At 33.1% G+C, this 14,182-nt stretch carries 16 protein-coding genes and 1 pseudogene; 3 read left to right on the top strand and 14 right to left on the bottom strand.

Annotation, left to right across the window (positions count from 1 at the left end):
- The first annotated feature begins 2 nt into the window (after positions 1 to 2).
- On the top strand, positions 3 to 602 hold the full coding sequence (locus EOD40_RS15155; protein WP_128196963.1) for a 3'-5' exonuclease: 600 nt from the start codon (positions 3 to 5) through the stop codon (positions 600 to 602).
- 16 nt (positions 603 to 618) lie between these two features.
- On the opposite strand, the gene EOD40_RS15150 is transcribed toward EOD40_RS15155, so the two are convergent.
- The 8 genes from EOD40_RS15150 to acs all read right to left on the bottom strand — a co-directional run bounded on the left by EOD40_RS15150 (position 619) and on the right by acs (position 8,515).
- Positions 619 to 1,104 carry a 4'-phosphopantetheinyl transferase family protein gene (locus EOD40_RS15150; protein WP_128196961.1) on the bottom strand — a complete coding sequence of 162 codons (486 nt, stop codon included), beginning with the start codon at positions 1,102 to 1,104 and terminating at the stop codon, positions 619 to 621.
- A gap of 472 nt (positions 1,105 to 1,576) precedes the next feature.
- Complete coding sequence (locus EOD40_RS15145; protein WP_128196959.1) at positions 1,577 to 1,831, bottom strand: acyl carrier protein; 255 nt, start codon at positions 1,829 to 1,831, stop codon at positions 1,577 to 1,579.
- Between the two features lie 15 nt (positions 1,832 to 1,846).
- Positions 1,847 to 3,121, bottom strand: coding sequence for a beta-ketoacyl-[acyl-carrier-protein] synthase family protein (locus EOD40_RS15140; RefSeq protein WP_128196957.1), 1,275 nt, complete (start codon positions 3,119 to 3,121; stop codon positions 1,847 to 1,849).
- A 37-nt stretch (positions 3,122 to 3,158) separates the two neighbouring features.
- Positions 3,159 to 3,587 (bottom strand): 3-hydroxyacyl-ACP dehydratase FabZ family protein, encoded by a 429-nt coding sequence (locus EOD40_RS15135; RefSeq protein ID WP_128196955.1) that lies wholly within the window; start codon positions 3,585 to 3,587, stop codon positions 3,159 to 3,161.
- 15 nt (positions 3,588 to 3,602) lie between these two features.
- Complete coding sequence (locus EOD40_RS15130; RefSeq protein WP_128196953.1) at positions 3,603 to 4,655, bottom strand: type III polyketide synthase; 1,053 nt, start codon at positions 4,653 to 4,655, stop codon at positions 3,603 to 3,605.
- Positions 4,652 to 5,365 (bottom strand): methyltransferase domain-containing protein, encoded by a 714-nt coding sequence (locus EOD40_RS15125; protein WP_128196952.1) that lies wholly within the window; start codon positions 5,363 to 5,365, stop codon positions 4,652 to 4,654. The genes EOD40_RS15130 and EOD40_RS15125 overlap by 4 nt, the downstream gene beginning before the upstream one ends.
- Positions 5,359 to 6,498, bottom strand: a complete 1,140-nt coding sequence (locus EOD40_RS15120; RefSeq protein ID WP_128196950.1) for an NAD(P)/FAD-dependent oxidoreductase — start codon at positions 6,496 to 6,498, stop codon at positions 5,359 to 5,361. Before EOD40_RS15120 ends, EOD40_RS15125 begins: the two co-directional genes overlap by 7 nt.
- 109 nt (positions 6,499 to 6,607) lie before the next feature.
- Positions 6,608 to 8,515 (bottom strand): acetate--CoA ligase, encoded by a 1,908-nt coding sequence (gene acs / locus EOD40_RS15115; RefSeq protein ID WP_128196948.1) that lies wholly within the window; start codon positions 8,513 to 8,515, stop codon positions 6,608 to 6,610.
- A 342-nt stretch (positions 8,516 to 8,857) separates the two neighbouring features.
- Here acs and EOD40_RS15110 point away from each other — a divergent pair, with 342 nt between their 5' ends.
- On the top strand, positions 8,858 to 9,547 hold the full coding sequence (locus EOD40_RS15110; protein WP_128196947.1) for a hypothetical protein: 690 nt from the start codon (positions 8,858 to 8,860) through the stop codon (positions 9,545 to 9,547).
- Between the two features lie 76 nt (positions 9,548 to 9,623).
- Here the strand turns inward: EOD40_RS15110 and EOD40_RS15105 are convergent, their stop codons facing one another.
- Both EOD40_RS15105 and EOD40_RS15100 read right to left on the bottom strand, forming a co-directional pair.
- Positions 9,624 to 10,160 carry a dihydrofolate reductase family protein gene (locus tag EOD40_RS15105; protein ID WP_128196945.1) on the bottom strand — a complete coding sequence of 179 codons (537 nt, stop codon included), beginning with the start codon at positions 10,158 to 10,160 and terminating at the stop codon, positions 9,624 to 9,626.
- A gap of 21 nt (positions 10,161 to 10,181) precedes the next feature.
- Positions 10,182 to 10,649 carry a hypothetical protein gene (locus EOD40_RS15100; RefSeq protein WP_128196944.1) on the bottom strand — a complete coding sequence of 156 codons (468 nt, stop codon included), beginning with the start codon at positions 10,647 to 10,649 and terminating at the stop codon, positions 10,182 to 10,184.
- A 237-nt stretch (positions 10,650 to 10,886) separates the two neighbouring features.
- Between EOD40_RS15100 and EOD40_RS15095 the strand changes: the two genes are divergently transcribed.
- On the top strand, positions 10,887 to 11,759 hold the full coding sequence (locus EOD40_RS15095) for an aldo/keto reductase (RefSeq protein WP_128196942.1): 873 nt from the start codon (positions 10,887 to 10,889) through the stop codon (positions 11,757 to 11,759).
- Between the two features lie 130 nt (positions 11,760 to 11,889).
- On the opposite strand, the gene EOD40_RS15090 is transcribed toward EOD40_RS15095, so the two are convergent.
- From EOD40_RS15090 to EOD40_RS18390, 4 genes and pseudogenes are all read right to left on the bottom strand, one after another.
- Positions 11,890 to 12,291, bottom strand: coding sequence for a hypothetical protein (locus EOD40_RS15090; RefSeq protein ID WP_128196940.1), 402 nt, complete (start codon positions 12,289 to 12,291; stop codon positions 11,890 to 11,892).
- Positions 12,292 to 12,351: 60 nt separating this feature from the next.
- Complete coding sequence (locus EOD40_RS15085) at positions 12,352 to 12,705, bottom strand: lysozyme inhibitor LprI family protein (protein ID WP_128196938.1); 354 nt, start codon at positions 12,703 to 12,705, stop codon at positions 12,352 to 12,354.
- A 113-nt stretch (positions 12,706 to 12,818) separates the two neighbouring features.
- Entirely contained in the window at positions 12,819 to 13,700 is an 882-nt protein-coding gene (locus EOD40_RS15080; RefSeq protein ID WP_128196936.1) for a DUF4238 domain-containing protein, read from the bottom strand.
- Positions 13,701 to 14,080: 380 nt separating this feature from the next.
- A pseudogene (locus EOD40_RS18390) lies at positions 14,081 to 14,182 on the bottom strand (IS982 family transposase); the annotation flags it as partial.

Here is a 14,182-nt window from a genome sequence, read left to right as displayed (position 1 = left end):
CTATGTTAGACTGGCTAAAACATATTAATAAAGAATATCCGGATTTCTGGAAAGATTACTTGGCTAAATTTGCTAAAAAATCAAACCGATATGTGATTTTATCAACTGAAGCCACCGGGGATTCACTTGAAAAGGACGTCATCACTTACATTAGCGCTTTTGCAGTAGTGAATGACACTATTTTGATTAAAGACAGCTTTGAAACCATATTGCTGCAATATCGCTTTTTACATGACAATCATCTTTCCAATGAATACATTATCGAAAGCAGATTGCTCAAATTATCAGAACCTGAGGCTTTAAAAACTTTTATCGAATATTTGGGGAATGGAATCCTTGTAGGGCATCAAATCGAATCAAGTGTTGCCATGATTAACGCTACTTTAGAAAGATTAGAGTGTGGAAAATTGCGTAACGAAGCTTTAGATATTGACATTATGCATCGAAAATTGAATGAGATTACCGATGATAAAGAATTGTCTTTAGATGAACTTACTGATTATTATAAAATAAAACAAACACCAGCTGATTCAGCCACTGAAAAAGCATACAAAATAGCTTTATTATTCTTAAAGTTGAAGTTTAAATTGGGATTAAAGTAAAGTATAAGAGGAATTTTTATAATGTTATTCCCTCCCAAAATCGGCCATGATGCGTAATGGAAACGGGAGATAAAATAGCCGTCTGAGCATCAATTACAAAAGGAATTCCATTTGTTTTAATGATTTTACAATCTGAATTTATTTTTTTTATTTGACTGAAAAGATCCGGTTTGGCTGTTGCGATAGTGTAGATAAAATCTTTTGTAACAATAGTTTCCGTATAATAAATACGACCATTACAAGAAACAGTACCTTTAATTTCATTTTCATAAAAACAAATTAATTGCATCGGAATAAATCCCCGAATTCCTATTTCCCGATTGTAAACTTTATAAGCAGCTTCTTTTCTGGACCATAAATTCCAAACCATAACTTCAGGGTTTTCGGTATTGGCGACAAGCAATTGTTCGTCATGGTTAAATATTTTATCCAAAAAACCTTTTCGCTTCCAATTGCTTTCTTTTCGGGCTAAAGCCAAATCTACGATATCGTTTCCTATCATTTTTCAATTTGCTACGAAGACGTTACAACTTCTCGTCAGTTCGAGTGAATTTTCAGAAAACGCAATAGCTTTTTCAGAAAATTTGTAACGAGAACCTTTTTTAATGAAATTTTTCTTGTTTTAGATATAGTCCCATCCAAACCAATGACGTTTTTATTAAATGTGAAATTATGGTTTACTAATTTTCTTTTTTGCTTGATCAAAAAAGAAACAAAAAAATCAAGTCTTGCACTTCCTCGTCGGTCAAATTAGTTTTCGAATGCTAAAAGAAAAGAACTCGCTACGCTCAAACAGCTTTTCTTTTTACGCATTCTTCAAACATTTGACACTCGACTGCGGAAGTTAAGGACATTAAAACCTCAAAACAATAGCAATATTTAATTTACACATAGAATACAAGTATAAAACGTCATTTTATATTGTTTTTTAGAATAAAAAATATACCTCGAACAGACTAAAAATTAATCAATACTTATTTTTCAGCCAAATGCATTTCAATAATTTCTATTGCAGCCTTAACATTAATCATTTTTTCCATTGCTTGATTATCGATTATAATATCAAATTTTTCTTCAATATCTAGAATCACATCCACCAGATTGGCCGAATTTATCTTTAGATCGTTGATAAAATCAGTGTCTTCCGTCAATGATTCAAAGGCTGTCTGATCCTGAATATACGGTTGTACAATAGCTTTTAAATGCCCAATTATTTCTTGTTTATTCATAATTTGTCTTTTATTTCAATCTTTAAATTTCTTAAAGATAACACATCCATTCACATCTCCAAAACCAAAACTGGCTTTGGCAATAATATTTAATTCTGTTTCAATTAATTGTTGCGGAATTCTGGACGCATCAATTAAACTATTAATTTCCGGATGTAAGTCTTCACAATTCGTATTCGGGAAAATAAATCCCTGATGCAATTGCAAGACCGTAGCAACACTTTCAACACTGCCCGCAGCCGATAAACAATGTCCTACCATAGATTTCAACGAATTAATATACGGAAAATTGTTCCCTTTTCGATTCAAGGCTTCACTCCAATTCTGTATTTCCAAACTGTCTTTGGAAGTAGCTGTTAAATGACCGTTTATAGCATCGATATCATCAGCACTGATTTTTGCATTTGCAATGGCAGTCGTAATGCATTTTTTTACTGCAATTGGATTTGGTGCGGTCATACTTCCTTCACCGCGTTGTCCTCCTGAATTTACATTTCCTCCTAAAACTTCGGCATAAATTCTAGCTCCGCGAGCCAGGGCTGTTTCTAAATCTTCCAGTACCATGGCTCCTGCTCCACTTCCGGGTACAAATCCGGATGCAGTGGCACTCATAGGTCGGGAACCCTGTTCGGGAGTTTCATTGTGTTTAAAAGTACATACCCGCATAGCGTCAAATCCTGCCCAAATATAAGGCCCTGAATCACTGGTGCTTCCTGCCAGAATCCTTTTAGCCTGCCCTGATTTAATACGGTCGTATGCCATCAAAATGCTTTCGGTTCCAGTGGTACAGGCCGATGAATTAGTTGTCACTTGATTTCCTAATCCCAGTTTTCCACCCAGATAAGCGCTAATTCCGCTGTTCATAGTTTGAGCTACAGCCGTACTGCCTAATTTGCGTGTTTGTAATTCATCAATTTTATAAATGCTTTCGCGAAATTTATCAATTCCTGATGTTCCCGTTCCGAAAATAGTTCCGCTATCCCAATCCGGTTCATCATTGTTTTCTATCGATAATCCCGCATCTTTCCAGGCATCCATTCCTGCAATAACACCATATAAAATTCCCGAGGAATTAAAATTTCTAAGTTCTAATTCTGAAAAATAGTGCAATGCTAATTCAGTTGAAACTTCAGGCTTGGCCGAAATTTGACAGGAAAACTGTAATCGCTCTAACTCAGCGTCTTTTTTAACACCCGAAATTCCATTTTTAATGGCGTTTGTAAATGCATCAAGTCCTACTCCATTTGGAGCTACAATGCCCAATCCTGTTATTACGACACGTTTATTCATATATTCAATATCAATTTCAATGGCAATAATCAATTAATTAAATCATCATTCCTGCGATTTCACCTCTGCAAACTATTTCTTCTTTTGTGTTTTTCATCATCACTTTGCATTTTAGTTTTCCAAATCTGAAATAGATTTTTTCCGAAATCACCGTTACTTTCTCGTTAGGTAAAACCACTTTTAAAAATTCAATATTTGTTGATGTTAAGGCTATTGCAGTATCTTTTTTAATTGTATCATTTAACAAAAATATCCCCAGACACACCACTCCTATTTGCCCCATCACTTCGGTCAAAATTACGCCCGGGGTAACAGGCTTGTCTTTAAAATGACCTTTGTAAAAATCTAAATTTTCGTCAAAAGTGTAACTGCCTTCCACTCCATTCTCATCAATACGGATGATTTCATCAACAAATAAAAAGGGTTTGGAATACGGTAATTTGGATAAAATATTTTGATTCGTCATTGTTCTATTTTTATTTTAAAACCGCAATAAAACCCGTTGAGCCGAAAATCCGGGGCCAAAACTAAGCATTAGTCCTATTGAATCTTTTTGTGGATTAGAATCCATAAATCGTTCTAAAACATACAATACAGTAGCGCTGGACATATTTCCGTATAAACGCAAGACTTCTTTTGTATCCTCTATATTTTTACCCAAATTCGAGAATAAATCTTCAACGGTTTGCACTATTTTTTTTCCTCCGGGATGAAATATCAAATGGTCTATATCGGCTATTTTTAAGTTGTTTTTTGCTAAAAAAGGATGAATAATATCAGGAAAATGAGAGGCAATTGTATCAGGAACTTCCACATCTAAAACCATTTGCAAGCCTGAATTAGTCAGTTTAAATCCCATCATGTGCTCATTATCATAAAAATGATACATTTCTTCGGCAAGTATTTCCGGGCCGTTATCGTCTTCATGTGAAGAAAGCAAAACACAGGCAGCACCATCACCAAATATGGCAGCACTGATAATATTTGCCATCGAAAAATCATCCAATTGAAAGGTCGCCGTTGGGCTTTCAACCGCAATTACTGCTGCACGTTTCCCTGGATTAGCCTTCAAGAAATTTTTAGCATAAATAATTCCAGAAATTCCTGCTGCACAGCCCATTTCGGTTACAGGAAGTCGTATAATATCCTGTCTTAAATTCAATTTATTTATCAAATAAGCATCCAGCGAAGGAATCATAATCCCGGTACAGCTCACGGTTATGATATAATCCAAATCTTCCGGTTTCCATTTGGATTTTGCCAATGCTTTTTCCAGTACTTTTTCACCTAAATCAATGACCTCACGGACATAAATGTTGTTCTTTTCTTCAAAAGAAGTATTCGTAAACACTTCAATTGGATCCATGATAGAATAGCGTTTGTCTACCGCTGCCCCTTCAAATATTTTTTTTACTTTTCGAATAAAACGTTCCTCCTGACCCTGAAGCCAAATATCCAAAAATGGAATAATTTCAGCAGTAGTCCTTGAAAATTTAGGTAGTTGTTTTGCAACTGTATGTATTCTTACGCTCATATTTTTGATATAATCCATTGGTAACGAAAAGCCCATTTCCACTCAATGGTATATTTTTTAAAATTTAATTTCTCAGAAAACCGAATTAAATCCTCTTTTTTGAAACCTCTTAGAATCGAAATTAATCCGTCTTTTTTAGTCATTTCACTCAATTGGAAAACAAAGCATATCAACTGAAATAGTCGATAAGCAATTAAACTTCTTTGTAAATCATTAATCACAATTCCAAGGCGTGCATTAGTATAAAACACGGTCAATATTTCAATAATTTCATCTTCTTTAAAATGATGTAATACCAAGGTTGACAGTATAATATCGTATTTTAATTCAGTAAAAGCTTCATTAAATATGTTCTCACATCGATAGCTTATATTCGAATATTTTTTTGATAAATTAACTGCATGATTTATCGTAAAACTATTAGCATCGATACCAATAAGTTTTAATTTAAAATTGTTTTTAAAACCGTAATCAGCCAGAGTTCTCAACATATCGCCATTGCCGCAACCTACATCTACAATTGTAATTTCAGTATCAACAGCAACATTTTTTAACAAGGTTTTGACTCCTAGTAAAGTTAGCTTGTTTCCTCCCAAAAGTTGATTTATTTTGGCAATTTTATCCAAAGCATCACGCAAAATTTCCCCTTCCAGGGTAAAATCATCCATGATTTCAGGCAACTCTGTTCTATGTTTAGTGCTGATTAACATTTTGGATCGATGTAAATGGGTTTGCCGTGCGTCTGTCTTATTATTACAGCTAATAAAAACGGGAATTTAATTATGATTCGCATAATTAGAGCCGCTAATTTTTGCTTCTGTAAAACAGCAGCCAGTAAGCGTCCCATTCTTAATCTGTTTTTAAAATTACGATTCCAGTCCTTTTGGTATTTGGTTTCTAATTCCTGTCTCGATTTAATTTCGTTATTAAAATAGTTCCCAATCAATTCCGATACTATTTTTGCACTGTGGATGGCCATTGCCATTCCATTACCGCATAACGGATGGATTAATCCAGCGGTATCGCCAATCATCAGGATGTGATTTTCTACTGCTTTTTTTTTATCAAAAGAAATTTGGCTAATCGTTAAAGGTTTTTCAAATAGTTGTACACAATTATTCAAAATCGACTTTAAATAAGGATTTTTTGAAACTACATTCATTTGATATTCTTCAATATTTTTATACTGTTTGAATGTTTTATAATCAGCTAAATAACAAATATTAATTCTTTCATTCTCTACCTTAGAAACCCCGCAATAACCTCCTTCAAAATGATAAAGCCCCACTAAATCATTTGGAAAAACACCTGAATAATGGGCTTTTACCGCTAGCCAGGGCGCTTTTTTATGAATAAAAGCTCTTTCTAACTTTTGATCAATATTAGAGCGTTTACCAAAAGCCCCAATTAGAATTTCAGATTTAAAAACAGCATTTTCAGCAGTAGTCAGCGTAAATTGATTTTCTGAAAAAGAAATACTTTCAACTGAATCCTGAATGATTTCGCATCCATTTTCTATTGCTTTTTTGCATAAAAAATCATCCAATAAATACCTGCTGACACCAAAACCTCCAAGAGGTAAATTATTATCTAATGTTTTCCCATCCAGAAAAGAAAATTGAAATCTAGTAAAATGTGTCGGTTTTAAATCTTCACAATCTACATTTAACCAATTCAAATACGATAGTACTTCATTTGAAATGTATTCCCCACAAACCTTATGTTTTGGGAATTCATTCTTTTCAATCAAAATAACTTTCAAGCCAATTTTAGATAAATGAATAGCAGCGGTAAGCCCCGCTAATCCTCCACCTACAATTAGTATCGCTTTATCTTTTTTCATGGCATTACTAATTTAGGCTATTTCTTTCAAAAAAAACTTTTTTGATACAAAAAAAGCTGCTTCATAATGAAACAGCTTTTCCAGTTTGGTTACTTATATTTAGTTTGTGTTATTTCTTTTCGTTTTGAATCTCTTCAATGATCTCCGGATTCAACAAAGTAGTCGTATCCCCATAATCAGAGAAATCTCCGGAAGCAATTTTTCTAAGAATTCTACGCATAATTTTTCCGGAACGTGTTTTTGGCAATCCCGAAACAAATTGAATCTTGTCTAATTTTGCAATTGGACCTACGTGATCGCTTATGTGTTGGTTGATTTCGATAAAAAGATTTTCTTTATTTCTAATTTCACCTGTTTCTTTCAATATCACATAGCCATACAAAGCATTTCCTTTTACATCATGTGGAAATCCTACTATAGCACTCTCCGCAACTGCAGGATGCTCATTGATAGCATCTTCAATTGGAGCCGTACCTAAATTATGACCTGAAACAATGATAACATCATCCACACGACCTGTGATTCTATAATAACCTACTTCGTCACGTAAGGCACCGTCTCCTGTAAAGAATTTTCCAGGATATTGAGAAAAATAAGTATCTACATAACGTTGGTGATCGTTCCAGATGGTTCTTGCCATTCCCGGCCAAGGAAACTTAATACACAAACTTCCTACTACCTGATTGCCTTCGATTTCGTTTCTTTTATCATCCATCAAAACAGCCTGGATTCCAGGTAATGGGAAAGTAGCATAAGTAGGTTTTGTAGGTGTGATGAAAGCCAACGGCGAAATCATAATTCCTCCGGTTTCTGTTTGCCACCAGGTATCAACAAGAGGACATTTTTTACCTCCCACGTGATCATTAAACCAGTGCCAAGCCTCTTCGTTAATTGGTTCCCCTACTGACCCGATTACTTTTAAACTTTTAAAAGGAAATTTTTGAACATATTCCAATTTTTCTTTTGCCAAGGCTCTAATAGCTGTTGGCGCCGTATAAAACTGACTTACTCTATGTTTTTCAATTACTTCCCAAAAACGGCTGTGATCAGGATAAGAAGGAATTCCTTCGAATATTACAGTGGTAGCCCCATTTAACAAAGGACCATATAAAATATAAGAATGACCTGTTATCCAACCAATATCGGCAGTACACCAGAAAATATCATTCTCTTCATAGCTGAAAACATTTTTGAAAGTATAGGCTGTAAAAACCATATAACCCGCTGTAGTATGCACCATTCCTTTAGGATTCCCTGTAGAACCCGAAGTGTAAAGAATAAACAAAGGGTCTTCGGCATCCATTATCTCGGCCACACTATTATCAGAAGCTTCATCTAATAAAGGTTGCAACCAGATATCTCTACCTTCTTTCATATTGACAGCTGTATTAGTTCTTTTGGCAACTAAAACTGTACTTACTGATGGACAGTTTAATAATGCTTCATCAACAATTTCTTTTAGTTCAATTGTTTTATTTCCACGGAAACCTCCATCAGAAGTAATCACCATTTTACTTTCGCTATCAACAATTCTGGTAGCTAAGGCTTTAGATGAAAATCCGGCAAAAACTACTGAGTGTATAGCTCCAATTCGGGCACAAGCCAGAATAGATACAGCCAATTCAGGAATCATTGGCAAATAGATACACACACGATCACCTTTTTTAACTCCTTGCTCACGCAATACATTAGCCATCTTACACACTCTTTGGTGTAATTCATTATATGTTATATGTAATGCTTCTTCGTCCGGATTATTTGGTTCAAAAATAATAGCAGTCTTATCTCCTCTTTTATTAAGGTGTCTGTCAATACAGTTTTTGGCAATGTTTACTTTAGCACCCGAAAACCATTGAACATTGGCTTCTGCCATGTTAAAATCAACCACTTTATCCCATGGTTGGTACCATGTGAAATTTTCTTCGGCTATTTTTCCCCAAAATTTTCTTGGTTCACGAATTGACTTATTGTAATGCTTAAAATATTGTTCTAAATTATCTATTTTATAGTAGCTCATCCCTTTTTATATTTTTGATAAATATATTAAATCTCAATCTATTCTCTGGAAAAAATAAATCATAAATCGACGCAATTTAATCAAAATAACGAAACAAAAACCTAATAAAAATGCAAATTATTGAAAAAGCCCCTTTAAAAACACTTTTTCACTAAAACACAAATATTTAGAAATCAGTCTTTGTCCAAAAAATGATTTACTCTGATTAACTATTCTAAAAGCTTCAGGAAATCCAACAAAACAGTAGCTTTAAAATTTTGCTGCAGTTCATCGACTTTTCTTGTTAAATTATTCCAAAAAATATACCTTCGTAAGAATTATTAATCATTAAAGGAGAAAAATATGAAAAAACTATTACTCAGCTTACTTGTAAGTACATTACTTCTTTCTTGCTCTAAAGATGACAACGATGACAACAGTTTGTCAAACAGCCCAACTGCATCAGCTAGCTACGACAGCAAAAATTATGGGATTTACAAAGGTGTTTTTGTAGGATCAACAGGAACTGTTACGATCAATTTGAAAAACAATGGAACTACCTTGTCGGCAACTTTGGTAATTGACGGTGTATCCTATGTTTATACTTCCACAGATGTTGTGACCGAAGGTGCAAATACAGACATTACGTTTAATCACAACAATGATTATTTTGATTTTTCTGTGAATGCCAATGGAACTAGCCCTACTATTTATAATGTCCATATAAGTGGTCATCCAAATGCTACAATTAGTGTTGGAAAAGAAGAGTCTGATGTTCAGGTTTATTGCTATGTGGGTACTTTTACTGAAGGTGGTACTATTGGTGGTACCTGGAATTTAATTATTTACGGAAATAAGGTTACAGGAGTTGTTCTTCCAAAAGATGGTCAGGTTTTACCATTTATTGTAGGTACAATAACTAACAACATTATTACAGCTGAAGTTCCCGGAGAAGCTACAATCACAGGTACTGTAAGTGGAAATTCTGTTTCAGGAAACTGGGTTAATACAGAACATGAAACCGGAACCTGGACATCTACCAGAAAATTATAAAACAATTATTTTTTATAAAAATCAGAAGAAACAAACCCTGAAATTGACTCTTTTTGAGCAATTTCAGGGTTTTTCTTTATTCTTTCTTTCTCTTGAAATGCATTTGAATCAGACCAGTTTCAAATGTTTTTGTACTTAGTAGTTCCAGCAATTGCTCAGGCCTGCCATCTTTGAATAATCTTGTTCCGTTGCCCAGCAGTACAGGAATAACAGAAATTATCATCTCGTCAATCAAGTCCATTTTTAAAAGTTCGTTTATTATTTCGGCACCACCGTCACAATAAATATTTTTTCCGTTTTGGGATTTTAATTGTTGTACCAATTCGTTTAATTCTCCTGTATAGAATGTTGTTTTTCCAACACTTGCCTTTTGGGTTCTTGTGATAACGTAAACATTCCGGTCTCCATTGTCATAATGAGAAGAACCTATCTCTTTGAGTACCCAATCGTATGTTTTTCTACCCAGAATTATAGTATCAATAGTAGCGGTAAATTCAGCATAGCCATAGTCTTCCCCTTCTTTTTCCACTAATTTTAAAAAACTAAGGTCGTCATTTGGTTTTGCAATGTAACCGTCTAAACTTGTTGCTATGTAAATTATCAATTTTCGCATTATTCTTTTTTAAAACCGTTTCTACATAGTTGCTGATGTAGCGTTAATGATATAATTTGAAGTATAAATACCCAGTAAAATCAATAAAATATCTTCTGGTATTTTGTTGTATGTGATATTGTAATTATAACGAAACTTTTTCCAATTGAACTTTGGATCGAATTCTATTAGTATTTCCTGCTCTTTATTTACAATGACATATTTGCTATAAAACATCCCTTTTCCTTTTAGCACATATTCCTGTCCGTCTTGAAAAGCAATTAGCATTTGTCCACGCCAATTCATTTTTAGGTTGGCTATTTCTGCTCCTTTTTTTGTCACTACAGTAGTTGTTCTAAAAATACCAATAGGCTTGATTTGATATGTTTCTGAATTGGGCAGTTTAATTTCAGCTTTTGAATAAAATAAATCCGCATAAACTAATTCTCCTAGCAATTGTTCGTTTTCAATTAATTGAAAGGTCTTTTTATCAATCGATTTTGCTTCCATAGAATTTAGATTTCAATTAGCTGCGTAGCAAACGCTATCTCCTGTTTTCAAAAATAAGCAGAACCAGAGAGAAGTGCAATTTATTATTTTTTAAGAAACGATGTAAAAAAATGATTAAAACTTATACAAAACCCTTAATTTTAAGGACAAATAGTAATCGTATTTATATTTTAAAGAACTTTAAATATTACATTCTGAATTTAACGAATAACAAAATTTAACACTATATAAATAGCCATGAGTAAAACAATCGTATCACCTATTATTGCCGGTACCATGAACTGGGGTGTTTGGGGTAAAAACCTTGTAACGAAAGAAATGGAAAACATGATTCAAATCTGTTTAGAAAATAAAATCTCCACTTTTGATCACGCAGATATCTATGGCAATTATACCACCGAAGCTGATTTTGGAAAAGCTTTAGCCTCGAGTAAAATCCCACGTGAAAAACTGCAATTGATTTCTAAATGTGGCATCCAGATGGTTGTAAAGAACAGACAAAATAAAATCAAGCATTATGATTATTCCAAATCACATATCGTACAGTCTGCCGAGCAATCATTAAAGAATTTAAAAACCGATTATTTGGATGTTTTTCTGTTACACAGACCCAGCCCTTTGATGCAAGCTGACGAAATTGCCGAAGCAGTTACAAAGTTGAAAAGTGAAGGAAAAATTATTGACTTTGGACTTTCTAACTTTACAACATCACAAACCGAATTGATTCGCCAAAAAACAGAAGTGAGCTACAATCAAATTCAGTTTTCGGCAACTAATTTCGAACCCATGCTGGACGGAAGTTTAGACTATATGCAAATGCATAACATACGTCCTATGTCGTGGAATCCATTGGGATGTGTCTTTAGGGAAGACATTCCGCAAACCCATCGTTTGAAAAAATTATTGGCCACTTTAGTTTCCAAATACCATTTAGGCTCCGATACAATCCTGCTTTCCTGGATTTTAAAACATCCTGCAAAAGCTATCCCTATTGCAGGAACGGTAAATATTGCCCGAATCCAGTCTTTAATGAAAGCCGTAGAACTCGAATTGGAAAAAGAAGACTGGTTTGCCATCTGGACTGAAAGTATGGGTAAAAATGTTCCCTAACCTATTTCCGCAAACTTGTCATCTTAACGGAGAAAAAATTTCATCAAGGAGCTCTTTTTAATAGGTTGCAAATGCTATATTTTGTTTTCAAAAGTAAGTAGGTTCTCGTTGCAAACGAGAACCAGAGGAATTATAAATTTTTACTTTGTATTTCCTCACCTAGAGAGTAAGCTTCTACATCACCAACCTTTTCGATAAAAATCACATGAAATAACTTGTAGTTTTGTGGTTTTACTAATGATTTTTTTATTGCTGAAGCAATTTCTTTTAATGGCAAGTTTTCTTTGTCGGGGTTCGAATATTCAGCTGATGGAACTTTAGAGCTGTTTATTAAACGAACAGTCAAACAGGAGTCGGTTACTTTTTTGTCTTCCCAATTCTCAAAATCAATGTTTTCGCAATTATATGCTTTTTTTAAGCTGTCAACAGTTTTTCCATTATCAACAAACTCGGGTTTTTCCAGTTTAGCTGAACAATTGTAAAAGCATAGTGAAATGATTAAAATACAAAAAAGTTTAAATTTTGGTTTCATAATATATGGTTAAGTTACTTTTCTTAATAAATCGAGTTGCAAACGAGAAACTGATTGAGATTATAAATTTCTCTCTTTTATACTTGCTTTAATTTCTGCAATTCTTTTCCTTGTTAGTTCTTCTAAACAAGTTGAATATATTAAAGGTTGTATACTTCCACCTTCATATTGTGAAGTATCAAACTTACAATGCGAATCTCTATATTTAACCCAATCTTTTTCAGCTTGAATCAGCAATGGCTTTTCATTTGGATCAAGAATTGCCATCAATTGTTTGTAAACCTTATTCAGTTCGGCATCAGCTTTTTTATATTTTGCATTTGCTGTTACATTCATTTCTGATTGCGTTTGTGCAAATGAAATATTACTGAAACATATCAGGATTGCAGCGATAAAATAATATTTGTTTTTCATTTAGATAAAATTTGGTTGAAAATTCTCTTTTAATTAGCCGCGTTGCAAACGCTCTATTTTGTTTTTAAAAGTAAGTAGGTTCTCGTTACAAACGAGAACCAAATTGAACGTATTTATTTTATATCATCTATATTTTCACCAATAGTATACTTAAATTCTCCTTCAATTATGACATACTCAATTGCATTTTTCATAATCTTATATTGTAAATTGACATTTTGTTTGTCATTAACAAGATGAATTTTGTTTTTTTCTAGCTGTCGTAATTCATTTACTTTGTCTTTAGATTCTCTGTGATGCAGATAAATTAAATATTTTGGACTTAAGGGGAAATAAATTTCACTTTCATTTAGCATAATTTCAAAATTTTCCATTCTATTTTCAAAAATTATTGGGTTATCTGTCGTAAACCAAGGTTTGTCTTCCTGTGATTGTAGAATAACAATATCATAATGTGCAATACGTCTGAAAATATGCTCCATTAGAAAAATTAGTGCTCTATTAATCACATTATCATTAACGGATTGCACTACCATTATTTTATAGAAATCTTTTTCAATTAAATCTTCTATATTTTGAGCTCTATGTATACATATTATTTTTAAAAAATTTATTTTCGCATCTGAATTTAATAAATAAGATATTAAGTCACGTATTTCATCAGTTCTACAAAGTAAGTTTGGGATTAATTGTAGAAGTACAGCGTATGATTTATCAGACAAACTGTGATTATTATCTAAGTCTGATATGAAATTTAAGTATTCATTTTCAAGTAATCCATTTAGTTCTTCAAAAATGTTTTCAAGTTCAGGATTTATACTCTTTATTTTAAAAACATTAGTTTCTGATAAAAAACTTTCAATACTTTTTTGTCTTGTAAATTTCTCTCCAACCTTTAATACTGAAACTTTTTTTTGACCTTTAAAATCATAACCAAATTCCCTCAAATAAACTTGTGGTAATTTATGCTGATTTTGTTTTTTAGGATTTTTCATAATATAATTACAACTTCTTCATATGTTCTTTATATGCTCAGTTTTGCCCTCAGTCATTGAGTTTATCTCTCAATATGTATAGATGGTTTCAATTTTAACTAATTTATAATTACTCAAATATATAAAATTTATCTTATAAATAATTATTTCCTAGCTAATGTGATTGCTTCGTTCCTCGCAATGACTGAATGATGTGGGGTTGTTGTTATGAAAATGACTCGTGATTACTAGCCCTGATGGTAGCGGCATCCTTTTTATTTTGTTCCCTTCGACAAGTTCAGGGAACAAAATAAAAAGATATAGCGGACAGCAGGAGGATTCGTTCTTGAAAATCCAATCGTGCTGCTCCTAATTCTAATTAACGTGAGTTCGATATAAACTTATTGAAAAAGTACTAATTGTTTTGTGTCTAGGAAATTATTTTTCAAAGACGGTTTTTTGTCTGCAAAGTTGTAAGCAATCAGAGCGGAAAAAATATTATT

This window comes from Flavobacterium sufflavum, from assembly GCF_004016525.1.
Classification (GTDB): domain Bacteria; phylum Bacteroidota; class Bacteroidia; order Flavobacteriales; family Flavobacteriaceae; genus Flavobacterium; species Flavobacterium sufflavum.
Note: the sequence above shows the minus strand (reverse complement) of the source record. Positions and strands in the feature narration are given on the sequence as shown.